General features: G+C 68.9%; 22 protein-coding genes. 11 read left to right on the top strand and 11 right to left on the bottom strand.

Annotated features, from left to right (window positions below):
- Window positions 1-20: 20 nt before the first annotated feature.
- The 3 genes from ACFWIW_RS34385 to ACFWIW_RS34375 are packed head-to-tail and all read right to left on the bottom strand — an operon-like array spanning window position 21 to window position 2,651.
- A complete protein-coding gene (locus ACFWIW_RS34385) occupies window positions 21-1,250 on the bottom strand; it encodes an amidohydrolase (RefSeq protein WP_378372289.1) in 1,230 nt (409 codons plus the stop codon).
- An 11-nt stretch (window positions 1,251-1,261) separates the two neighbouring features.
- On the bottom strand, window positions 1,262-1,744 hold the full coding sequence (locus ACFWIW_RS34380) for a GNAT family N-acetyltransferase (RefSeq protein ID WP_378372288.1): 483 nt from the start codon (window positions 1,742-1,744) through the stop codon (window positions 1,262-1,264).
- A 1-nt stretch (window position 1,745) separates the two neighbouring features.
- Window positions 1,746-2,651: an aldose 1-epimerase family protein gene (locus ACFWIW_RS34375; RefSeq protein ID WP_378372287.1), complete on the bottom strand. Its 906-nt coding sequence runs from the start codon at window positions 2,649-2,651 to the stop codon at window positions 1,746-1,748.
- 52 nt (window positions 2,652-2,703) lie between these two features.
- Between ACFWIW_RS34375 and ACFWIW_RS34370 the strand changes: the two genes are divergently transcribed.
- Window positions 2,704-4,212 (top strand): fatty acyl-CoA synthetase, encoded by a 1,509-nt coding sequence (locus ACFWIW_RS34370; protein ID WP_378372286.1) that lies wholly within the window; start codon window positions 2,704-2,706, stop codon window positions 4,210-4,212.
- Here the strand turns inward: ACFWIW_RS34370 and ACFWIW_RS34365 are convergent.
- The 3 genes from ACFWIW_RS34365 to ACFWIW_RS34355 are packed head-to-tail and all read right to left on the bottom strand — an operon-like array spanning window position 4,189 to window position 6,478.
- Entirely contained in the window at window positions 4,189-4,974 is a 786-nt protein-coding gene (locus tag ACFWIW_RS34365) for an aminoglycoside adenylyltransferase domain-containing protein (protein WP_378372285.1), read from the bottom strand. The genes ACFWIW_RS34370 and ACFWIW_RS34365 overlap by 24 nt on opposite strands.
- Before the next feature lie 11 nt (window positions 4,975-4,985).
- Entirely contained in the window at window positions 4,986-5,765 is a 780-nt protein-coding gene (locus ACFWIW_RS34360; RefSeq protein ID WP_378372284.1) for a hypothetical protein, read from the bottom strand.
- The gene (locus ACFWIW_RS34355; RefSeq protein ID WP_378372283.1) at window positions 5,762-6,478 is read right to left on the bottom strand and encodes a helix-turn-helix domain-containing protein; all 717 of its coding nucleotides are present in this window, start codon (window positions 6,476-6,478) and stop codon (window positions 5,762-5,764) included. The genes ACFWIW_RS34360 and ACFWIW_RS34355 overlap by 4 nt, the downstream gene beginning before the upstream one ends.
- 123 nt (window positions 6,479-6,601) lie before the next feature.
- On the opposite strand from ACFWIW_RS34355, the gene ACFWIW_RS34350 reads away from it, so the two are divergent.
- The 3 genes from ACFWIW_RS34350 to ACFWIW_RS34340 are packed head-to-tail and all read left to right on the top strand — an operon-like array spanning window position 6,602 to window position 8,819.
- Window positions 6,602-7,165, top strand: coding sequence for a TetR/AcrR family transcriptional regulator (locus ACFWIW_RS34350; RefSeq protein WP_378372282.1), 564 nt, complete (start codon window positions 6,602-6,604; stop codon window positions 7,163-7,165).
- Complete coding sequence (locus ACFWIW_RS34345) at window positions 7,165-7,995, top strand: MBL fold metallo-hydrolase (RefSeq protein WP_240599524.1); 831 nt, start codon at window positions 7,165-7,167, stop codon at window positions 7,993-7,995. Before ACFWIW_RS34350 ends, ACFWIW_RS34345 begins: the two co-directional genes overlap by 1 nt.
- Entirely contained in the window at window positions 7,992-8,819 is an 828-nt protein-coding gene (locus ACFWIW_RS34340) for an MBL fold metallo-hydrolase (RefSeq protein ID WP_378372281.1), read from the top strand. The genes ACFWIW_RS34345 and ACFWIW_RS34340 overlap by 4 nt, the downstream gene beginning before the upstream one ends.
- A gap of 101 nt (window positions 8,820-8,920) precedes the next feature.
- On the opposite strand, the gene ACFWIW_RS34335 is transcribed toward ACFWIW_RS34340, so the two are convergent.
- The 5 genes from ACFWIW_RS34335 to ACFWIW_RS34315 form a co-directional block, all read right to left on the bottom strand.
- Window positions 8,921-10,306, bottom strand: coding sequence for an APC family permease (locus tag ACFWIW_RS34335; protein ID WP_378372280.1), 1,386 nt, complete (start codon window positions 10,304-10,306; stop codon window positions 8,921-8,923).
- A gap of 95 nt (window positions 10,307-10,401) precedes the next feature.
- Window positions 10,402-10,986, bottom strand: a complete 585-nt coding sequence (locus ACFWIW_RS34330; RefSeq protein ID WP_378372279.1) for a DUF3558 family protein — start codon at window positions 10,984-10,986, stop codon at window positions 10,402-10,404.
- 24 nt (window positions 10,987-11,010) lie between these two features.
- Complete coding sequence (locus ACFWIW_RS34325; RefSeq protein WP_378372278.1) at window positions 11,011-12,294, bottom strand: MFS transporter; 1,284 nt, start codon at window positions 12,292-12,294, stop codon at window positions 11,011-11,013.
- Window positions 12,295-12,413: 119 nt separating this feature from the next.
- Entirely contained in the window at window positions 12,414-13,100 is a 687-nt protein-coding gene (pdxH, locus tag ACFWIW_RS34320; protein ID WP_378372277.1) for a pyridoxamine 5'-phosphate oxidase, read from the bottom strand.
- Between the two features lie 446 nt (window positions 13,101-13,546).
- Complete coding sequence (locus ACFWIW_RS34315) at window positions 13,547-13,918, bottom strand: hypothetical protein (protein WP_378372276.1); 372 nt, start codon at window positions 13,916-13,918, stop codon at window positions 13,547-13,549.
- 391 nt (window positions 13,919-14,309) lie between these two features.
- Here ACFWIW_RS34315 and ACFWIW_RS34310 point away from each other — a divergent pair, with 391 nt between their 5' ends.
- The 7 genes from ACFWIW_RS34310 to ACFWIW_RS34280 are packed head-to-tail and all read left to right on the top strand — an operon-like array spanning window position 14,310 to window position 21,040.
- Window positions 14,310-15,314 carry an ABC transporter substrate-binding protein gene (locus ACFWIW_RS34310; RefSeq protein WP_378372275.1) on the top strand — a complete coding sequence of 335 codons (1,005 nt, stop codon included), beginning with the start codon at window positions 14,310-14,312 and terminating at the stop codon, window positions 15,312-15,314.
- Window positions 15,311-16,264 (top strand): ABC transporter permease, encoded by a 954-nt coding sequence (locus ACFWIW_RS34305; protein ID WP_378372274.1) that lies wholly within the window; start codon window positions 15,311-15,313, stop codon window positions 16,262-16,264. Before ACFWIW_RS34310 ends, ACFWIW_RS34305 begins: the two co-directional genes overlap by 4 nt.
- Window positions 16,261-17,049: an ABC transporter ATP-binding protein gene (locus tag ACFWIW_RS34300; RefSeq protein ID WP_378372273.1), complete on the top strand. Its 789-nt coding sequence runs from the start codon at window positions 16,261-16,263 to the stop codon at window positions 17,047-17,049. Before ACFWIW_RS34305 ends, ACFWIW_RS34300 begins: the two co-directional genes overlap by 4 nt.
- Before the next feature lie 2 nt (window positions 17,050-17,051).
- Window positions 17,052-19,646: a nitrate- and nitrite sensing domain-containing protein gene (locus ACFWIW_RS34295; RefSeq protein ID WP_378372272.1), complete on the top strand. Its 2,595-nt coding sequence runs from the start codon at window positions 17,052-17,054 to the stop codon at window positions 19,644-19,646.
- A complete protein-coding gene (locus ACFWIW_RS34290) occupies window positions 19,643-20,068 on the top strand; it encodes a roadblock/LC7 domain-containing protein (protein ID WP_005156032.1) in 426 nt (141 codons plus the stop codon). Before ACFWIW_RS34295 ends, ACFWIW_RS34290 begins: the two co-directional genes overlap by 4 nt.
- Window positions 20,069-20,088: 20 nt before the next feature.
- The gene (locus ACFWIW_RS34285) at window positions 20,089-20,469 is read left to right on the top strand and encodes a DUF742 domain-containing protein (RefSeq protein WP_034308529.1); all 381 of its coding nucleotides are present in this window, start codon (window positions 20,089-20,091) and stop codon (window positions 20,467-20,469) included.
- The gene (locus ACFWIW_RS34280; RefSeq protein ID WP_063274257.1) at window positions 20,447-21,040 is read left to right on the top strand and encodes an ATP/GTP-binding protein; all 594 of its coding nucleotides are present in this window, start codon (window positions 20,447-20,449) and stop codon (window positions 21,038-21,040) included. Before ACFWIW_RS34285 ends, ACFWIW_RS34280 begins: the two co-directional genes overlap by 23 nt.
- Window positions 21,041-21,078: the final 38 nt, after the last annotated feature.

The raw sequence follows: 21,078 nt of genomic DNA, 5'->3' as shown, positions 1-21,078 counted from the left end.
GCCACTCACGAGCCGGACGGTCAGGCCTCGCGGTACCGGCGGTCTTCGGTGACGCCGACCCCGGTCTCCTCGTCGAAGTGGTAGACCTCGCGGCCGCGCACGAACACGCGCATCGCCCGGTTCATCACGTCCAGCGGGTCGCCCGACCAGATGACCACGTCGGCGTCGAGGCCCGGCTTCAGCGAGCCGACCTGGTCGTCGAGGTCCAGCATCGCGGCCGGGTTGACGGTCAGCGCCTTCAGCGCGGTCTCGGGGTCGAGGCCGTCCTTCACCGACAGCGCGGCCTGGTACACCAGGAAGTTGATCGGCACGACCGGATGGTCCGTGGTGATCGCGATCCGCACGCCCGCCCTGGCGAGGATGCCGGGCGCGCGCAGCGTGCGGTTGCGCAGTTCCACTTTGGACTTGGTGGTGAACAGCGGCCCGAGGATCACCGGCACGTCCCGCTCGGCGAGCAGATCCGCGATCAGGTGCCCTTCGGTGCCGTGGTTGATCACCAGTTTGTAGCCGAACTCGTCGGCCAGCCGGATCGCGGTGACCATGTCGTCGGCGCGGTGGACGTGCTGATCCCAGTACAGCTCCCCGTCGAGGACCTTGGCCAGCGTCTCCTTGGTGAGGTCGACGTCGAACGGCTTGCCCTCGCCGGCGGCGTGCTCGCGCTGGGCGGCGTAGTTGCGCGCGGCGGTGAAGGCGTCCCGGATGGTCGACGCGACGCCGAGCCTGGTCGACGGCGTCTGCTTCTTCTCGCCGTACACGCGCTTCGGGTTCTCGCCGAGCGCGCTCTTCACGCTGACGCCCTCGGCGAAGATCATGTCGAGCACGGTCCGACCCCAGGTCTTGACGCCGATCGTCTGCCCGCCGATGGGGTTCCCCGAGCCGGGCTTGATGACGACGCTGGTGACCCCGCCCGCGAGCGCGTCGTCGAAACCGGGCTCGTACGGGTCGATCCCGTCGATCGCGCGGAACCGCGCGCCGTTGGGGTCGGTCATCTCGTTGGTGTCGTTCCCGGACCAGCCTTCGCCGTCTTCGTGGACGCCGAGGTGGGCGTGCGCGTCGATGAACCCGGGCAGCACCCAGCTGCCCGCGGCGTCGATCAGTTCGGCGTCGTCGGGGACGTCGACCTCGGCGGCCGTGCCGACCGCGGCGATCTTCCCGTTCTCGATGAGGACCGTGCCGCCGTCGATGGGATCGCCGTCGACCGGGACGACGTAACCACCGACGATGGCCTTGACCTGTGCTTTGTCAGACATACTTTGACACGCTAACGAACTGGGCCGCCGGTCCGCACGCGGGGCTTTTCGAAATGGACCAGCTCGTAGTGCTTCTCGGGCGTGCGGTGCGTCTCGACGTAGCCGAGCTTCCGGTACATCCGCAGCGGACCGGCGCTCCGCTCCCCGGTGAACAGGCGGAACACGGTCACCGAAGGCGGCGCGGCCGCTTCGGCGGCGAGCAGCAACGAGCTGCCGAGCCCGTGTCCCTGCCTGTCCGGGGCGACGACGAGCCTGCCGACGAGACCGGCGCCGCCGTCGACGACGATCCGGACGCTCGCCACCAGCCGCCCGGATTCCCTGATGCCCCAGGTGGAACACGCGGGATCAGCCAACGCCGCCTTGGCCTGCTCGAACGTCTCCGTCAGCGGCGGGAGGTCGATGTTCTCGTGCGCCCTGGCCTCCGGGACGTACGCCGCGCGCTGCAGCGTGAGCACCTCGCCCGCGTCCTCGGGCCCCAGGCGCAGAAGCGACATCTCAGCGCACCCGGATTCCCCAGCTCCCGGTCCACGACGACGCGGGCTCCAGGTCGATCAGGTCGGTGCCGGTGTTCAGCGCGTCCGCGGGGCAGGTCATCGGCTCGATCGCCACCGCCCGGCCGCGGCCGACCAGGTCGTCCGGCGTGAACACCTGCGCCCAGCGGAAATCCGGCCCGGCCCAGACCAGCAGCTCCCGGTCGCCGTGCGAGAGGACGTGGTGGTGGTTGCCGTCCTCGGCGACGCTCAACCCGCCGAACGCCGTGTCCAGCTCGACGCCTTCGAGCAGCTTGCCGGACCGGAAGTCGTACTCGGACCCCTCGACGTCCTGCTCGTCGGCGTACGGCATCTGCTCGTCGCCGAGATACGGCCGGACCCGGCTCGCGGGCAGCGTCAGGGTCAGCTCGTCGGTGGGCACGTCACCGATGCGGAAATACGGGTGCGTGCCGAGCCCGACCCCGATGGGGCTCTCGCCCTCGTTGCGGATCTCGTGCGTCACCACCAGTTCACGCGGCGAGATCTCGTAGGTGATCGTCGCGCGCAGCGGCACCGGCCAGCCTTCCTGCGCCGGGACGTCGATGGCCATCGTGATCGACGACTCGGCGTGTTCGAGGAGCTCCCACTCCTCGTGCCGGGTCAGGCCGTGGATCGCGTTGCCGCGCGCCTCTTCGGTGATCGGGAGCTGCTGTTTCTCGCCCTGGTAGTCCCACTGGCCGCCCTTGGTGCGGTTCGGCCAGGGCAGCAGCACCTGCCCGGCGCCCTTCGGCGGCTTCTCGTCCTCGGCGAACGCCTCGACGTAGGGCACCCCGCCGACCTCGAACGCGCGCAGCCCGGCACCGATCTCGGTGACGACGGCTCGCGCGTTGCCGCGGGTGATCTCGAACTGCTCTCCGGTGGGATTGGCCATGCGGACGAGGTTACTGTGAGAACGCCACGCCCGGACGAAGGAGACCGCCGCGATGACCGTTCCCGGCTACCCCAGCACCGTCGGCCGCGTCCTGGAACGGAGCGCGCGCCGCGTCCCGGGCCGGGTCGCCCTCACCTTCGCCGATCGCGTGTGGACGTACGCGGAGCTCGACCGCGCGGCGGGCCGGGTCGCGGCCAAGCTGCTCGATCGCGGACTCGTCCACGGTGACCGGGTCGCCGCCTTCGGCAAGAACTCCGACGCGTACCTGTTGCTGTACCTCGGTTGCGCGCGGGCCGGGCTGGTGCACGTGCCGGTGAACTTCAACGCCCGCGGCGAGGAGCTCGAGTACCTGCTCACCCAGTCCGAGCCGGCCGTCGCGTTCGTCGATCCCGCACTGGCCGAGCACGTCGGAGTCGAGCATGTGTCCACACTGGACGTTCTGGACTGGGCACTGGACGAGACCGTCGTGCCGCACGAGGAATCCGGGGTGTCGGACGACGACCTCGTCCAGCTGCTCTACACGTCCGGGACGACCTCGCGGCCGAAGGGCGCGATGCTCACCCATCGCGCGCTGGTGCACGAGTACACGTCCTGTATCGCCGCGCTCGACCTGAGCGACCGCGACGTGCCGCTGCACGCGTTGCCGCTGTACCACTCGGCGCAGATGCACGTGTTCCTGATGCCGGGGCTGGCCGTCGGCGCGACGAACCATCTCGTCGAGGCGCCCGATCTGGGCGACATCCTGGCGCGGATTCCGCGTCAGGGCATCACTTCACTGTTCTTCCCGCCGACCGTCTGGGTGGGACTCGCGAACCATCCCGGACTCGCGGACGCGGATCTGAGCTGTCTCACCAAGGCCTATTACGGCGCTTCGATCATGCCCGTCCCGGTGCTGAACGCGCTGCGCGCACGGCTGCCGGAAGTCGGTTTCTACAACTGCTTCGGGCAATCGGAGATCGGTCCACTCGCGACGGTCCTGCGTCCCGAAGAGCACGACGCGCGGCCGGATTCCGTCGGCCGCCCGGTCCTTTTCGTCGAGACGCGGGTGGTGGACGCCGAGATGAACGACCTCCCGCCGGGCGAACTCGGCGAGGTCGTGTACCGCTCTCCCCAGCTGTGCACCGGCTACTGGGGCAAGCCGGAGGAGTCGGTGGAGGCGTTCGCGGGCGGCTGGTTCCATTCCGGCGACCTGGTGCGGCAGGACGAGGAGGGCTATCTGTTCGTCGTCGACCGGATCAAGGACGTCGTCAACACCGGCGGCGTGCTCGTCGCGTCACGCGAGGTGGAAGACGCGCTGTACGCGCATCCCGCGGTCGCCGAGGTCGCCGTCGTCGGCCTGCCGCACGAACGGTGGATCGAGGCGATCGCCGCGGTGGTCGTGGTGAAGGAACCCGTCGGGGAAGGCGAGCTGATCGAGTTCGCGAAGAAGTCGCTGGCGGCGCACAAGGTGCCGAAGTCGGTGCATTTCGTCGGCGAACTGCCGAAGAACGCGTCCGGGAAGCTGCTCAAACGCGAGCTGCGGCAACAGTTCGGCGGGTCAGCGTCCGCGATCGGCGTCTAGCGACTCGGCGTACGCGGCGAACTCGCAGGCCGCTTCGAGGCTGCCCGGGCGCGGCGGATCCTCCGGGTCCCAGCCGAGTTCGCGGTCCAGGAGCACCTGCGTGAGCAACGGGCGCCAGCGCGGATCGAGATGCTCGCGCGCCCATTCGAGCGCGCCGCGTTTCGACTCGACCTCGGCCGTGCGCAACGTGTAGAGCACGCGGCAGCAAGTCGACACGAGGTAGCGCTGGGTCCACGCGATGTCGAAAGGCGCCCACGTCCGGACGCCGTCGACCAGGCCGTGCAACTCCTCACGCATCGCCGCGCGCATCGCGTCCGGTGGCGGCTCGTCGACGAGGGTCGCGATCGGCGGGCCGTCGAGCACGATGCCTTTGTGGCGCAGGATCCAGCGTGTGTGGAGACTGTTGCAGTGGGTGTCCCAGATGAGGACGCGATGGCCGTGGTCGCAGTAGAGCCACGGGGTTCCGAGCCCCTCGCTCGTTTTCAGGGACGCGATGTCCGCGTACGAGCCCTCGATTTCCTTGCACCAGAAGCCTTCCCTGGCGGGAAGCTCGTCGTGGAGCACGCGAAGTTCCGCTTCTGCCCGGCCGCTCGGCGGTTCGGTGGTCGCGATGATGAAATCGCAGTCGCTGTGGAGGTCACCGGCGCCGAGCGCGAAGGAACCCTGGACGTACGCGCCGACGTAGGTGTCGCCGAGGATCTCGCGGGCCGAAGCGACCAGCTCGGTGAGGACTTGGTCGAGTTCGGCGTAGGGCGTGTACACGGACCGCGACGCTACCCGGTCTCGCGCAAGATTTCCCAAGCATTGAACCCGTCTTCGGCATGAGGAGTGCCGAGCGCGAGCCAGGCAGGATGGAGTGGGTCGTCGAGGGGATCGACCGAACGTCCGAAACGAGGAGTGGCAGGCGGATCCCCGGGAAAGAGTCCATCGGGGTCCTCGACGAGCGAAACCAGGAACGCGATGTCGGAGACGTGACGACTGGACATCCCCGGCCTCGGCGGCTCGTCGATCAAGGCCTTCACCTTGACCACCAGCGCGGCGGCCAGCCCCGGCAGGTACAAGGTCGACGTTCTCCCGCCATAGGTCGCCGTGAGCGGCCGTGCATCGTCGAGCGCGGTCTTGCCACCGGGGATCGAGACGATCCTTCCCGCAGGCGTCCGGAGCTTCGGGGCGGCACGGGCGCCGAGTTTGTCCGGGGCGAGAAGGTCGACCATCATGCCGGTCGCCGGATGGAGATAGCGATGCGCCTTGCCGTCGGCGCTGATCCCGTCGACCTCATACCCCAGCTTCTTGAGTACTTCATGTGCGCGCGGGAACGCGTCGAGCGTGAAACGGACGTCGAAAAGGAGATCGATGTCCTTCGTCACCCGTGGGATCGAACGATCGGCCAGCAGTCCGTGCAGAATGACCATCTGCCCGCCGATCATCACCCAGGGCGTCGGCAACCGATCGGCGAGGTCGAACATCGCGGGCCAGACGATACGGTCACCCTCGCCCTGCAACGGCGGCAAAGCCAGCGTCCCCAGGCTGGGCGGCGGCGCGGAATCGCTCATCCGCCGAGCTTATGCACCTCGCCCAAACGAGTGAGAAGTTGTTGCGCCGCAAGGACAGAACGCTCATCACCCGCGTCGAGCAGATCCGCTGCGACGGCCGCCGGGATCGCAAGGCCGCCCGCTCCCGGCGGACGCAGAACGCCGGGCAGAGCGGGAACACGGATCACCGCGTTGGGTTCCGGGCTGTCCAGGCGGAGCCGCCGTGACCGCGCGAGTTCGTCGAACCGGGCGGCGTCCACGTAGAACTCTTCATCGGCGCCGCCCGCCATCAGGTCGGCACCGTGGCGCCCCGCGGCGACAGGACCGCTGACGACGGCGTGCGGATCGTCCCGTAGGCGTGCGAGCGGTCCGGCCAGCATCCGTACGCGGTGCACGCGAGCGCGACCGGAGAGCAGGCGCGGCCATTGGGCGGGCTCGTGATCCCGCGCGTAGCGCTTGAGCCGGACTCGTTCCGACGGCGAGATCCACGACGGCTGATAGCCGCTCAACGACCACAGGAATCCCCACGCCATCCGGGCGGAGAACGGACGGCCGGCAGCGGGCTTCACCACGCTCCTCCGATGCTCGACCGACCGGGCGTCGACCAGCAGTTCACGGCCTATCCGGACCGCGTCAAGACCGCCGCCGTGCACAAGTTCGCGGACGCGCTCTCGCGAGATCTCCAGAGCCCGCGCCGCCTGCGCGACCGGGAGCAACTGGGCCGAATCGACCATGTCCGCTCCCTTCGATCGCTGATCGGTTCGCCACTGAGTTTACACAAACCTTCGCGAACAAGGAGGATTGTGTAAACTAGTCTTACTAGACCGGTCGTCATAGTTTGGGTTACAGTCGGCCGCATGGTTCGCCGTACCGACACCCGGCAGCGCATGCTCGACTCCGCCGCCGACCTCTTCCACCAGCAGGGCTACCACGCCACCGGGCTCAACCAGCTCGTCGCCGCCGTCGGCGCGCCCAAGGGATCGCTGTACTTCCACTTCCCCGGCGGCAAGGAGCAGCTGGCCGCCGAGGCCATCCGTCAATCCGCCGACCGGCTCTGCGACCAGCTGCGCACGATCGCCGCGAACGCGCCCGACATCGTCACCGGTATCGAGACCGTCGTCGACGCGCTGGCGACCTCGCTGGAGGAGTCGGATTTCCAGCGCGGCTGCCCGCTCGCGACGGTCGCGCTCGACGCGTCGGGTGACAGCGAGGTGATCCGCCAGGCCTGCGCCGACGGCTACAACTCCTGGCACACCGTCATCGCCGGCGCGCTGGCCACCGACAAGGCGGACCACCTCGCGACGGTCGTCCTCGCCGCCATCGAGGGCGGCTTGCTGCTGGCCAAGACGTTGCACGACACCGCGCCGCTGCGCGCGATCGCCCCTCATCTCCGCACCACACTCGAACGGGAGCTCTCCTGATGCGCGTCCATCACCTGAACTGCGGGACCATGCGGCCGGTCGGCGGCAAACTCATCGACGGCAAGCCCGGCCTGTTCCGCCGCGCCGAACTGATCTGCCACTGTCTTCTGCTGGAGACCGACACGGGGCTCGTGCTCGTCGAAACCGGCGTCGGGACGCCCACCGTCACCCGGCCGGTGGAATGGCTCGGCGCCGGTTTCGTCCGGCTGGTGCACCCCGACAGCGACGACGACCTCAGCGCCACCACCCAGATCCGCAAGCTCGGCTTCGATCCGGCCGACGTGCGCGACATCGTGCTCACCCATCTCGACCTCGACCACGCGGGCGGGCTCGTCGACTTCCCCCAGGCCCGGGTCCACGTCCACGCCCGCGAGCTCCAGGCGCTGGAGAAGCCGATCGACCGCAAGGAGGCGAGCCGCTACCGCAAGGTCCAGTTCGACCACGGGCCGCTCTGGCGGTCGTACCGCGCCGACGGCGAGCCGTGGTTCGGTTTCGACGCCGTCCGCGAGCTCGAAGGGGTCCCGGACGTCCTGATCATCCCACTGGCCGGGCACACCCGCGGCCACGCCGGCGTCGCGGTCGACACGGGTGACGGCTGGCTCCTCAACGCCGGCGACGCCGTGTTCCACGGCGGCGAGCTGGAGCGAAACCCGCATATCCCCTTCGCCTTGGGCTTCTTCGAGTCGTACATGCAGACGGAGAAGACGGCACGACTGGACAACCAGCGCCGGCTGCGCGAACTTGTCAGTAACAACGGTGCCGAAGTGACGGTCTTCGCCGCGCACGACGCCGCCGCATTCGAACGGCTCAGCCAGAGGAGCAGGCTATGAAGGTCCACCACCTGAACTGCGGCACGATGCGCGCACCGGGCGGCAAGCTGCTCGACGGCCAGCCGGGGCTGCTGCGCCGTTCGGAGCTGGTGGCGCACTGCCTGCTGGTCGAGACCGGCGACGGGCTCGTTCTGGTGGACACCGGGTTCGGCCGCAAGGGTGTCGAGAACCCCGGCGCGTGGCTCGGCACGCCGTTCACGATCATGGTCGGCGCGAAGCCGGTCGAGACGGAGACGGCGGCCCATCACGTCGAGGCGCTCGGCCACCGGCTCGAAGACGTCCGGCACATCATCTGCACCCACCTCGACGTCGACCACGCGGGCGGGCTCGCGGACTTCCCGAACGCCGTCGTGCACGTCCGCACCGCGGAGCACGACGCGGCGACGTCGCCGTCCAACCAGAGCGAGAAGCTGCGCTTCCGCGCCAACCAGTTCGCCCATCGTCCACTGTGGAGCATGTACGACGAGGCCGGGGACGACTGGTTCGGCTTCCAGGCCGTCCGCGAGCTCAAGGGCCTGCCGCCGGAGATCCTGCTCGTGCCGCTCGCGGGACACACCAAGGGCCACACCGGTGTCGCGGTCGACACCGGCGACGGCTGGCTGCTGCACGCGGGCGACGCGTACTTCTTCCACGGCCAGATGGATCCCGTGAAGCCGCACTGCCCGCCGGGGATGACCGCGTTCCAGAACATGGTGCAGACGCTGCGCAAACCGCGGCTGGAGAACGTCGAGCGGCTTCGTGAGCTGAGCCGGGAACACGCCGACGAGGTCACCGTGTTCTCGGCCCACAGCCCGGTGGAGTACCAGGCGCTCAGCCGCGGTTGATCGAGCTCAAGAACACGGTGTGACGGCAGCGTGAAGGGGACTTTCCCCGCGTCCAATGCGGCGAAAGTCCCCTTCACACCACCCGAAACCGCCCGGCGAGGTCAGCCGACCGGCGGCTCGACGGGCTGCCGGTCCTCTTCACTGTGCGTGGCCCGCATGAGGAGCCAGTTGATCCCCCACAGCACGATGCCGACGCCGAGCAGGATCGCGGCGACCTTGTAGTCGCGCGCGGGCCGCCCGGACAACGGCGTCACCAGGTAGACGCAGAAGATCGCGGCCAGCACCGGGATGATCGTCGGCGCCCGGAAATGCTTGTGCGCCGCCTTCTCCTTGCGCAGCACCAAGACCGCGACGTTGACGATGGCGAACACCGCCAGCAGCAGCAGCGCCGTCGTACCGCCGAGCACCCCGATGTCCACAAAGGACACGAGGCCGATCGCGATCAGGCTGGTGAACACGATCGCCACCCACGGGCTGCGGCGGAACGGGTGCACGGTGCCCAGCTGCTTCGGGATGATCCGCTGGTTCGCCATGCCGTAGAGCAGACGGCTGGCCATCAGCATGTTGATCAGGGCCGAGTTGATGACCGCGAAGAGACCGATCGCGGAGAACACCTCGCGCGGGAAGCCGGGCGCCCCGACGTCGAGCACCTTCAGCAGCGCGCTGCTCTTGGCCGCCGCCAGATCGTCCGCGGGCACCAGCAGCGAAGAGGTCACCGAGACCATGATGTAGATGGTCGCGGCGATGACCATGCCCCACAGCATCGCCTTCGGGAAGATGCGGATCGGGTCCTTGCACTCCTCGGCCATGTTCACCGAGTCCTCGAAACCGACCATCGCGAAGAACGCCAGCGACGTCGCCGACGTGATCGCCACCAGCATCGTCTGGTTCTCGGTGTCGAACTCGACCAGCCGCGAGGCGTCCCCGTTGCCGTTCAGCACCGCCCATACCCCGACCCCGATGATGATCAGCAGACCGCCGATCTCGATGCAGGTCAGCACCACGTTGGTCTTCACCGATTCGGAGACCCCGCGGAAGTTGATCAGCGCGAGGCCGATCACGAACAGGATCGCCACCAGCGGCATCGGCGCGGTGATGAACTCCTTGAGATAGGTCTCCCCGAAGGCCTTCGCCGCCGAGGAGGCCGACGTGATCCCGGAGCACATCACCGCGAACGCCACCATGAAGGTGAGGAAGCGGATCTTGAACGCCTTGTGCGTGTAGAGCGCGGCACCCGCCGCCTGCGGGTATTTCCCGACCAGTTCCAGGTAGCTGAACGCGGTCATGAACGCGACCACGAACGCGATCAGGAACGGCAGCCAGAGCGCGCCGCCCACCCGGCCGGCCACCTGCCCGGTGAGCGCGTAGACGCCCGTCCCGATGATGTCCCCCACCACGAAGAACAGCAGGAGCTTGGAACCCATGACCCGTTTGAGGCTCGGCTGACCGGCCGGACCGGTCTGTTCTGTTGTCGTCGTGTCCGCCATGCGGCAAGAGTGTGCCGCATCACGTCTGTGGCCGACAGTCCGGTTTGGTCAGTTCTTCGTCACGGGTTGACGAAGGCCGCCTTTGGGTAATTCGCTCAGTTGGCGTCGACCGCGGTCTTCACCAGCGGGACCATCATGTCCTGCGTCATCTTCGCCGGGCCGGTGTAGTTGACCAGCACCGGGACGTTGTCCACGAGTTCGGCGGCCGCCAGCGTCGCGGTCTTGTTCTCGTCGGTGTAGTAGATGGCGCCCTCGCCGACACCGGCGACGTCCTTCGCGTTCGCCTTCGCCTTCTTCAGCGCCGCGACCATCTCGGCGGGCTTGATCTTGTTGCCTTCGAAGCGGGTCACGGCGAGCGCGCCGATCTGCTTGCCTGCGGCCGAGAAGACGCAACTCTTGGCCTTGCCCCCGTTGGCGGCGTTGTCCTGCACCGGGCCCGGCGCCGACGTCACACCTTGGAGGGAGACGGCCTTGCCGACGGCCTCGGCCGGCAGCAGCGCGCACGGTTCCTTCGAGCCGGCGCCACCGGTGGGAGCGGCCGAGGAACTCGGCGCGGCTGAGGGTGCGGGGGCCTGGCTCGACGGCTTGGCCGCGTTGCCCGTCTTTTCGTCACCGGACGAGCAGGCGGAAAGGGTCGCGATGACAGCGGCGAACAGGACGATCGCCCGTGAAATACGCATGGGCCCGACGATAGACCGGGCGGCTCAGTCCACCGGGGCCCGGTACCGCCAGAACGACGGGATCAGCAGCGCCGCGCCGACGACCAGCACGATGACCAGCACCCCACCGCCGGAGGCCGCGGCGGCGGTGCCGACACCGGCGGCCGCCCAGCCGTGGGTGAGGTCGGCGATCCGCGGGCCGCCCGCCACGACGACGGTGAACACGCCCTGCAGCCGTCCGCGCATCTCGTCGGTGGTGGCGACCTGCAGGATCGACATCCGGTAGATCGCGCTGACCATGTCGGCGGCGCCGGCGAGCGCCATGAAGAACACCGCGAGCCACAGCGAGTTCGCGAGCCCGAAACCGGCGACGGCGGCGCCCCAGACGCAGACCGAGACGATCACGCCCGCGCCCTGGTTGCGGATCCTGGTCAGCCAGCCGGAGAAGAGGCCGATCAGCATCGCGCCCGCCGGGAGCGCGGCGTACAGCCAGCCCAACGCCGGGCCACCACCGGGCGGGTCGCCGAAGGTGCGCTCCGCCATCTCCGGGATCAGCGCGCGCGGCATACCCGCGACCATCGCGATGATGTCGACGAGGAACGAAGCCAGCAGGATCTTCTGCGTGGCCAAGTACTTGAAGCCGTCGATGATGTCGCGGATCCCGGCCCGGCGCGCGATCTCGCCGAGCGGCGGGATCGGGGGAAGCCTGTAGACCGCGACGAGGGTCAAGGTCAGTGCGATGACGTCGATCAGGTAGAGCGTCGAGAGGCCGAGGATCGGGATCAGCGAACCGGCGAGCAGCGGGCCGAAGACCGCGCCGAAGGTGGCCATCGTGCTGCTCAGCGCGGTCGCGGGCGCGATCAGGTTGTCCGGGACCAGGCGGGCGACGACGGCGCTGCGGGTCGGCATGTTGACCGCGAAGAACGCCTGGTTGACCGCGAGCAGGCCCAGTACGAGCCAGACGGAGCCGACGTTCAGGAACGCTTGGAGCCACAGGACCGCCGAAGTGAGCGTGACCCCGACGTTGGTGACGAGGAGCAGTTTGCGGCGGTCGACGGCGTCCGCGATGGCGCCGCCCCAGAGCCCGAAGACGAGCAGCGGGATCAGGGCGACCAGACCGGTCAGGCCGACGTACGCCGACGAGCCGGTGAGGTCGAAGACCTGTTTGGGGACCGCGACGGCGGTGAGCTGGCTGCCGATCGCGGTGACCGCGGTGGAGAGCCAGAGGCGGCGGAACGCGGGGATCTTGAGCGGGCGGGTGTCGACGACGATCGAGCCGAACAGCTTGCGGACACCTTTGCGCTGGTCAACCCCCACGTCGTCACTCACAACCCGACAGCTTAGCCGCGCTAACTAACCATCCGCGCGCGATTTAAGTCACCCGGTCACGCGTGAAGGCCCCCTTCCCTCGGCTGAGCCGAGGGAAGGGGGCCTTCACGCGCCTTGAATCAGGGCGCGACGCGCTCGATCTGCCAGCCGTCGTCGGTCCGGACGTAGCGGAGCCTGTCGTGCATGCGGTCCTCGCGGCCCTGCCAGAACTCGACGACGTCGGGCCGGATGCGCCACCCGCCCCAGTGCGGCGGGAACGGGATGTTCTCGACGTCGGCGAAGCGGCGCTCGATGCCGTGCAGCGCGGTCTCGAGGGCACGGCGGCCGTCGACGACGCGGGACTGCGGCGAGGCCCAGGCCCCGAGCTGCGAACCACGCGGGCGGGACGCCCAGTACTCGGCGGTCTCGGCGACGTTGACCTTCTCCACCTCGCCGCGCACATGGACCTGGCGCTGCAACGGGTACCACGGGAAGGTGATCGACGCGTAGCGCGTCGCGGTGAGGTCGTGGCTCTTGGTGGAGGTGTAGTTCGTGTAGAACACGACGCCGCGCTCGTCGAGGCCCTTGCACAGGACGGTCCGGGAGGACGGCCTGCCCTCCGGGTCGGCCGTGGCGAGCACCATCGCGTTCGGTTCGGCGATCCCGGCGGAGACGGCCTGGTTCAGCCAGTCCTGCAGCTGGGCGGTCCAGGTCTCCGCCAGCGCGGATTCGTCGAAGGCGGCCCCTTCGTAGGCCACCCGCATCCCGGGCAGGCGTACGACGGCGTCGCCGTTCCCGGCAGCGCCTTCCTTGATCTCCGGCATCATCCGCCAAACCTCCGTACCCGATCGGGGCCCATGACTTCGGCTCTGCCGCCGACGGTATTGCCTCGGACGCGACGGCGAAACCCACTGAACGGTGACACCCGCCACCCCTCCTGGATCATCTGTGTGTAGCCACTGGACCGCAAGCCGTCACCTCCCCGTTACCTGGCCCGGCCTGATCGATCAAGGTCGAACGTAGGTCCCGCGAAATCGGGCCCGGACTCACAAACGGCGGAAATGCCCTGGACAGACCGGGTCCGCGCGGGATCGGCAAGGAATTCTTCCCCTTTTGTTTCACCGGCATTCCGCCACTCCGCGAACAATTCTTCCGGACCCGGGCCAATTCTGTCGATTGACAGAAATTACCGCCGGAACATCTTCGCGAGATGTGTCAGCGAAGGCCGGCTCCGTGACGGCAATTCGCGTCCCGAAACCGGCCTTCGCTTCTGTCAGTTCGTGACAGTGAACTCCGCGCGGACGATCCAGCCCCAGCAGTCGTAAGCCGCCGTGTAGCGCCCCGGCACCGTCCCCACCGGACCGTCGCCGCGCAACGCGACACCGATGCCGCCGGTGCCGCCGTCGCCGACCACCCGCAAGGGGATCGGGGCGGCGAGACCGTCCGCGACGAGGGTCGTCGCGAGCTCGCCGGCGCCGGACGGGCGCAGGCAGTAGATATCCGCGGTGACCGTCCCACCTGCGGCGACGGCGCTCGGGCTCATGACCAGACTCGACGGTCTCGTCGCGTTCGCCTGTCCCGCACCGGCCAAGGTGGACAAGATCGCCGCCCCCGCGACGCACAACGCGGCCGAACGAATTTTCATCCTCTGCTCCCTCCCGAAGGGCGGGCGGAGATTTCACCCGCCACCCGATGGACGTACGGCCTCCGGGACCGGGTTGTCCACCCCGCGCGAGTCCGCCCATTGGGGCGAACGGGCGGATTTAGCAGAATGTGACAGCGAATCGTGCAAGAGCCGACGATCACACTAGGTAGACCTTGCGCCACTCGATAGGATCGCCGCCGAGAGCAACGGGGTGATCACCTCTATCCAATATGTTCAGAGGTTAGGACGGGACGGCCGGGTGTGCGGCCGCACCATCCGCCATTGCCGGCCGGGCTTCCACTGAGGGAGTTCGACACCGGTCGATCAGTCCTGCGCTCGAACAGCCGGAACTTTCCACGCCCGAGTTACTCCCCTTCCCCAGGAGTGCGTTGTGATTTCCCGTTCCCGCCGTCTGATGACGGCGTTGTTGTGCGCCCTTTCGCTGGCGGGCGTGACCGCCCTTTCGGCTTGTTCCGACAGTACGGCCGCTTCCGGCACCAAGGTCACCATCGGTTACAGCGCCTGGCCGGGCTGGTTCCCGTGGGCGGTGGCCCAGGAGAAGGGGCTCTTCGAGAAGAACGGCGTGAACGTCGACCTGAAGTGGTTCGACAGCTACACCGAGAGCATCAACGCCCTCTCCTCCGGCGCGATCGACGCCAACAGCCAGACCCTGAACGACACCCTCGCCTCGGTCAGCGGTGGCGCGAAGCTGTCCGTGGTGCTGGTCAACGACAACTCGACCGGTAACGACAAGATCATCGCCCGCCAGGGCATCACCGGCGTCGCCGACCTCAAGGGCAAGAAGATCGCCGTCGAACAGGGCACCGTCGACCACTACCTGCTGCTGCTCGCGCTGCAGGAGGCGAAGCTGACCGAGAAGGACGTCGAAATCGTCCCGCTGCTGACCGACGCCGCCGCGGCCGCGTTCGTCGGCGAGCAGGTCGACGCCGTCGCCGCCTTCGCCCCCTTCACCTCGAAGGCGCTCGAGCGTCCCGGCAGCCGTGCGATCGCGACGTCCGCCGAGTTCCCCGGCGCCATCCCGGACCACCTCGTCGTCTCCGAGCAGATGTCGAAGGAGCGCAAGCAGGAGGTCCAGGCGCTGGTGAACACCTGGTTCGAAACGATCGCCTGGATCAAGCAGAACCGCGAAGAGGCCGTGAAGATCATGGCGAAACGCGGCGCGGTGTCGGTCGAGGAGTACAAGTCCTACGACGCGGGCACCACGATCTTCACCAAGCAGCAGAACCTCGACGCGTTCACCCCCGGCGTCACCCCCGCCCACCTGAACTTCCAGGCGGGAAAGATCGCCGACTTCATCGTCTCCAACGGGCTCGCCCAGAGCCGCCCGAACTTCGACGGGCTGTTCGACGACCAGTTCGTCAAGGCGGTGAAGTGAGCGCCACGGACGCGACGGGCCGGGCCGCCCAGCGGACGGACGCCGCCGACGAGGCCGAAGCACGACGTCTCGAAGACGAGCAGCGGCTCGCCGAAGCGCAGGAAGCGCGGCGCGGCACGCGACCGGACTGGTCGCCACTGCCCCGCCGGGCGGGCCTCAAACCGAACGCCTCCCCGCTGTTCTCGCTCCGGACACCGATCCCCGCGCGCTGGCGGTGGGCACTGGCGGTCGCGTCGTTCGTCGTCCCGCTGCTGATCTGGGTGACGCTGAACGCGCTGGGCACGATCAAGCCGCTGTTCCTCCCGACACCGGTCGCGGTGTTCGACGCGCTGCTGAAGATGATCGAGTCGGGTGAACTGTTCAGTGACCTCTGGGCCACCACCCAGCGTGTGCTGCTCGGCTTCGGGCTCGCGATCCTCGTGTCGGTGCCGCTCGGCATCGTGATGGGGACGTTCGACGCGGGGCTGGCGCTGTTCGAGCCGGTCATCGCGATGCTGCGCTACCTGCCGGCGAGCGCGTTCATCCCGCTGCTGATGATCTGGCTCGGCCTCGGCGAACCGTCGAAGGTCGCGGTCCTGTTCCTCGGCACGGTCTTCTTCAACACGCTGATGATCGCCGACGCCGTCCGAGGGGTGCCGCGGTCCCTGCTCGACGTGTCGTACACGCTCGGCGCGCGGCGCGGCGAGGTCCTGCGCAAGGTGATCGTCCCGCACGCGCTGCCCGGCATGATCGACGCGACCCGCGTGAACGCGGCGGCCGCGTGGAACTTCGTGGTGGTCGCGGAACTGATCAACGCCACCGCCGGGCTCGGCCTGCGGATCATGCGGGCGCAGCGGTTCACCCAGACCGACCGGATCTTCGCGCTGCTGATCGTGATCGGCCTGCTCGGACTGGTCATCGACATCGCGCTGCGGCTCCTGCGGGCCAGGGTCGGGAAGTGGGCGGCATGACGCTTCAGCTGAAAGCGGTCGCCAAGGACTACACGGTCCGCGGCAAGACCACCCGCGCGCTCGACGGGATCGACCTCGACATCGCGCGCGGCGACTTCGTCTGCGTCGTCGGCGCGAGCGGATCCGGCAAATCGACCCTGCTGTCGCTGATCGCCGGGCTGACCGAGCCGACCGAAGGCATGATCACCCTCGACGGTGACGCCGTGACCGGGCCGGGCCCGGATCGCGGGCTGGTGTTCCAGCACGGCGCGCTGTACCCGTGGCGCACGGTGGAGGGCAATGTCGCGTTCGGACTCGAACTGCTGAGCATCGACAAGGCCGAGCGGGCTCGCCGGATCGACTGGTATCTCGACGAGACCGGGCTCGGCCACCTGCGGAAGTCGTTGCCCAAACAGCTTTCCGGCGGGCAGAAGCAGCGGGTCGCCATCGCGCGGGCGCTCGTGTGCGAGCCGGACGTGCTGCTGCTGGACGAACCCTTCGGCGCGCTGGACGTCCAGACCAAAGAGGACATGCAGGTCCTCATCCGCCGGATCTGGACCGACACGCGCACCACCGTGCTGATGGTGACCCACGACGTCGAGGAGGCCGTGTTCCTCGGCGGGCGCGTGGTGGTGCTGGCCTCGGATCCGGGCCGGGTGGCCGCGGACATCGCGGTCGACCTGCCCGCTGAACGCGACCTCGCGGTCAAACGCGCGCCCGAGTTCGTCTCGCTGCGCGCGTCCATCGAAGACCTCGTCCGGGAACAGCACCGCGGACACCTCGGGCGGAGCCGGGGAGAAAGGTGACCATGAGGCACGGGAAGGACCGCACCTCGCGGTCCGGATTGCTCGGCAGGCTCGGCATCCGGGGCAAGCTCAACCTCCTCCTGATGCTGCCGCTGACCGCCGTGGTCCTGGTGTCGGTGCCCTACGTCGCCGGGGAAATCGACGACGCCCGGTCCGCCCGCACCACCGCCGACGTCGCGTCGCAGGCCCGCGCGCTCGGCACGCTCGCCTGGGAACTGCAGCGCGAGCGGCTGCTGACGGCGCACTACATCGCGTCCACGTCGGCGAGCAGTTCGGCGATGCTGAAACAGCAGGGCGTGGTCGCGGAAACGGTGAACCAGGTGCGTTCGCAGCTGAGCGCCGACGCGCCGGAAGAACTCGCGGCGGCGCTGGTGCGCATCGGGTCGCTGAACGAGATCCGGGAGAACGCGCTGCGGCGCGGCGCCTCACTCGACAGTGTGGCGCGGACCTATCACGCGGTGATCGACGCGGTCATCAACTCGCTCCGCCTCGTCCCGCAGCAGACCAGTGACGCGGCGGGCACCCAGCAGCTGACGGCGCTGGACGCGCTGCTGCGCGCGAACGAGGAGAACTCGTTGCGCGGTATGGCGTTGATCATCGTGCTGGTCACCCCCGAATCGGGTACGCCGGTGCTGGCCGACGCGAAACAGCAGTCGTCGCTGTTCCTCGAACGGTTCGTGCAGCAGGCCGACGTCACCCAGGCCACGCAGGTCGTCGCGGTGGAGCAGGGCGAGACGGGCCGCCGGGTCGACGCGCTGGAGGCAAGGCTCCCCGAGGCCCGGGGCCCGCAGGCCGTGCAGAACCTGCTGCCCGACATCCTCGGCGCCGTCGACGCCCAGTCGAACCAGCGGCGGCTCGCCCAGGACGCGGTCACCACCGGCATCACCGACGCGGCGACCGCGCGGGCGGACGCGGCGCAGAACCTGGCGTGGACGATCGGTATCGGCGCCGGTGTGCTGTTCCTGCTGGTCGGTGGGCTCGCGATCGCGGTCAGCCGGTCGATCGCGGATCCGCTGCGGAAGCTGACCACGGCGGCGACGTCGGTCGCGGACCTCGCGAGTACCGAACTGGTCCGCGTCACCGACACCGAGCAGGCCGAAGAGCTCGCGCCGCGGCTCGCCACCATCGACGTGTCCTCGCAGGACGAACTCGGCAAACTGGCCGAGGCGTTCAACCGGGTGCAGGCCACCGCGGCCGAACTGGTGGAACGGCAGGCCGTCACGCGGCGCAACGTCGGCCTGATGTTCGCCAACGTCGCGAAGCGCACGCAGAACCTGGTGGGCAGGCAGCTCGCGCTGGTCGACGAACTGGAGCGCAACGAGCAGGACGTCGCACTGCTGGCGAGCCTCTACCGGCTCGACCACCTCTCCACGCGCCTGCGCCGGAACGCGGACAACCTGCTCGTCGTTTCGGGAAACCGGGACGAGGCGAGGATTTCCGGTCCGATCGAGCTCTCGACGGCGCTGCGTTCGGCGCTCGCGGAGATCGAGGACTACCAGCGGGTGCGGCTCGGCTCGATGGGCGACGTCCTGCTGTCGTCGCCGTTCGGCTCCGATCTGGTGCTGATCTTCGCCGAGCTGCTGGAGAACGCGACGTCGTTCTCCCCGCCGGAGTCCTTCGTGGACGTCGGCACGAGGATCCTGCCCGACGGCTCGTGCCTGATCGTGATCGTGGACCAGGGCATCGGCATGACCGCGGAACGGCTCGCCGAGGAGAACCAGCGGCTGGTCGAACGCGAACGGCTCGAACTCGCGCCGACCAGTGTGCTCGGCCTGTTCGTGGTCGGACGCCTCGCGCGACGGCACGGCCTCAAGGTCGAACTGGCCGAGACCGAGCCGGGAGCGGGTATCACCGCGCGGATCACCATCCCGCCGGATCTGCTGACCTATCGGCCTCCCGCGCCGAAGTCCGTCCCAGCGCCGCCGGTGTGGCCGACGGCGGAACCGGTCGACGAACCCGAACCGCCGTCGCTGCCGGAGCCGCGGCAGAAGGCGGCCCGGAGCGAACCGCCGACACTGGCGATCGCCGGGATGATCCCGCGCGACGGCCTGCAGCCAAGGGATTTCCGGTGGTTCCGCAAAACCGACGGGGCCATCCCGGAACCTGCGCCACCGCCGGAGCCCGTTTACCAAGCTCCCGCGCCGACGCTCACCGCCGCCGACCCCGGCGAGACCCGCGGCGGGCTGCGCCGGCGGGTCAAGGGCGCGCAGCTTCCCGGTGCCCCCGAAGCGCCGGCGCGGCAGAAGTCCAGGCATGATCCGGAAGCGGCCAAAGCGGCCTTCGACGGGTTCGAGGCCGGACTCGCGAAAGCCACCGCACCGCCCGCGCCCGCCCCGGCGCCCATGCCGACCCCGACACCGGTGCCCGCCGCCTCGCGCGGCGGCCTCACCAGGCGGGTCCCCGGCGCGCAGCTGGCGCCGGGACTGGCGAAAGGCCCGGCCGCGCGGCACCAGACCGCGCGGGCGGCGCTGAACACCACCAAGCCCAAGGGCATGCGTGACCCCGAGGCCGAGCGTGCCGCGTTCGACGCCTTCAGTGACGGGTTGGAGAAAGCCGTCAACCCGGAGATGGAACAGAGAGAGAAGAGCAAGAGATGACGACCGGAGTCAGCGTCGAAGCCCGGAACTTCAACTGGTTGGTGACGCGCTTCGCGCAGAACACGGCGAGCGCGATGGGCGCGATCGCCGTCTCGGCGGACGGCCTGCTGATCGCGATGTCGTCCGAGCTGGAACGCGCCAACGCCGACCGGCTGGCCGCGATCTGCTCGGCGATGCTCGGCCTCGCGCACGGTGTCTCCGAGAGCCACCCGCTCGGTTCGCCCGACAAGATCATCATCGAGCTGGAGCAGGGCTACCTGCTGGTCTGCACGATCAGCATCGGCTGTTCGCTCGGCGTGCTCGCCACCAAACAGGCCAGCCTCGGCACGATCGCCTACGAGATGGCGATGTTCGCCAACCGGGCCACCGAAGTGCTCACCCCCGCGCTGATCGAGGAACTCAAGAAGAGCGTCGGCAGCTGAACTGACGAGGGGACAAGGGAATGAGCGACGATCAGGTACCCCAGCCGCGAGGCGCCGAACAGGGCATCTCGCCGCTACGCCCGTATCTGCTCACCGCCGGCCGCGCGCAGCCGGTGGACGGCACGCTCGAAATCGAGGCTCAGGTGCTCACGAGCAGGCTCGGCGCGGCGTCGCACGCGAGGCTGACCTTCGAACGACGGGAGATCGTTTCCCTTTGCCGGGAAACGAAATCCGTCGCCGAGGTGGCGGCGATGCTCGGCCTGCACATCGGCGTGGCCAGGGTGCTCGTTGCGGATCTCGCCGCGCTCGGCTACGTCGTGCTCCGCCGCCCGGCGGGAGCCTTCACCCAGGACCTCGGCATGATCGAAAGGGTCATTCGTGGACTCGAAGCAATTCGCTGAACCGGCGCCGGCCAAACCGCCGACACCGGTCAAGATCGTCATCGCCGGCGGGTTCGGGGTCGGCAAGACGACCACCGTCGGCGCGATCTCCGAGATCAAACCGCTGACCACCGAGGCCGCCATGACCTCGGCGGGCGCGGCCGTCGACGGCTCCGGCGGGGAGGTGCCGTCGAAGACCACCACCACGGTGGCGCTGGACTTCGGCTGCATCACCATCGACGAAGAGGTGAAGCTGTATCTCTTCGGCACGCCGGGGCAGGACCGGTTCGGGTTCATGTGGCACGACCTCGTGCTGGGCGCGCTCGGCGCGCTCGTCATCGTCGACACCCGGCGGCTCGACGACTGCTACCCGGCCGTCGACTACTTCGAGAAGGCCGGGCTGCCGTTCGTGGTCGGGGTGAACGTCTTCGACGGCTCGCTCAAACACGATCTCGAAGACGTGCGCTGGGCGCTCGCGGTGAGCGAGGACGTCCCGCTGATCACCTTCGACGCGCGGCAGCGCCTCTCGGTGCGGGACGCCCTTCTGGCGGTCCTGCACAACACCTTCCGGCGGGCCTCTGCCGCCTCCTGACGCGTTTCGTCCTCTGAATGCGGTACTTGCGTGTGCAA

This window comes from Amycolatopsis sp. NPDC058340 (assembly GCF_042723975.1).
Classification (GTDB): Bacteria; Actinomycetota; Actinomycetes; order Mycobacteriales; family Pseudonocardiaceae; genus Amycolatopsis.
This window is presented reverse-complemented; position numbering and strand designations above follow the sequence as displayed.

Coding starts and splice junctions, on each gene's coding strand:
- ACFWIW_RS34295 (WP_378372272.1), top strand. CDS start 17,052: ATGAGGCACGGGAAGGACCGCACCTCGCGGTCCGGATTGCTCGGCAGG.
- ACFWIW_RS34350 (WP_378372282.1), top strand. CDS start 6,602: ATGGTTCGCCGTACCGACACCCGGCAGCGCATGCTCGACTCCGCCGCC.
- pdxH (WP_378372277.1), bottom strand. CDS start 13,100: ATGATGCCGGAGATCAAGGAAGGCGCTGCCGGGAACGGCGACGCCGTC.
- ACFWIW_RS34380 (WP_378372288.1), bottom strand. CDS start 1,744: ATGTCGCTTCTGCGCCTGGGGCCCGAGGACGCGGGCGAGGTGCTCACG.
- ACFWIW_RS34290 (WP_005156032.1), top strand. CDS start 19,643: ATGACGACCGGAGTCAGCGTCGAAGCCCGGAACTTCAACTGGTTGGTG.
- ACFWIW_RS34300 (WP_378372273.1), top strand. CDS start 16,261: ATGACGCTTCAGCTGAAAGCGGTCGCCAAGGACTACACGGTCCGCGGC.
- ACFWIW_RS34355 (WP_378372283.1), bottom strand. CDS start 6,478: ATGGTCGATTCGGCCCAGTTGCTCCCGGTCGCGCAGGCGGCGCGGGCT.
- ACFWIW_RS34360 (WP_378372284.1), bottom strand. CDS start 5,765: ATGAGCGATTCCGCGCCGCCGCCCAGCCTGGGGACGCTGGCTTTGCCG.
- ACFWIW_RS34285 (WP_034308529.1), top strand. CDS start 20,089: ATGAGCGACGATCAGGTACCCCAGCCGCGAGGCGCCGAACAGGGCATC.
- ACFWIW_RS34375 (WP_378372287.1), bottom strand. CDS start 2,651: ATGGCCAATCCCACCGGAGAGCAGTTCGAGATCACCCGCGGCAACGCG.
- ACFWIW_RS34335 (WP_378372280.1), bottom strand. CDS start 10,306: ATGGCGGACACGACGACAACAGAACAGACCGGTCCGGCCGGTCAGCCG.
- ACFWIW_RS34345 (WP_240599524.1), top strand. CDS start 7,165: ATGCGCGTCCATCACCTGAACTGCGGGACCATGCGGCCGGTCGGCGGC.
- ACFWIW_RS34370 (WP_378372286.1), top strand. CDS start 2,704: ATGACCGTTCCCGGCTACCCCAGCACCGTCGGCCGCGTCCTGGAACGG.
- ACFWIW_RS34330 (WP_378372279.1), bottom strand. CDS start 10,986: ATGCGTATTTCACGGGCGATCGTCCTGTTCGCCGCTGTCATCGCGACC.
- ACFWIW_RS34315 (WP_378372276.1), bottom strand. CDS start 13,918: ATGAAAATTCGTTCGGCCGCGTTGTGCGTCGCGGGGGCGGCGATCTTG.
- ACFWIW_RS34385 (WP_378372289.1), bottom strand. CDS start 1,250: ATGTCTGACAAAGCACAGGTCAAGGCCATCGTCGGTGGTTACGTCGTC.
- ACFWIW_RS34340 (WP_378372281.1), top strand. CDS start 7,992: ATGAAGGTCCACCACCTGAACTGCGGCACGATGCGCGCACCGGGCGGC.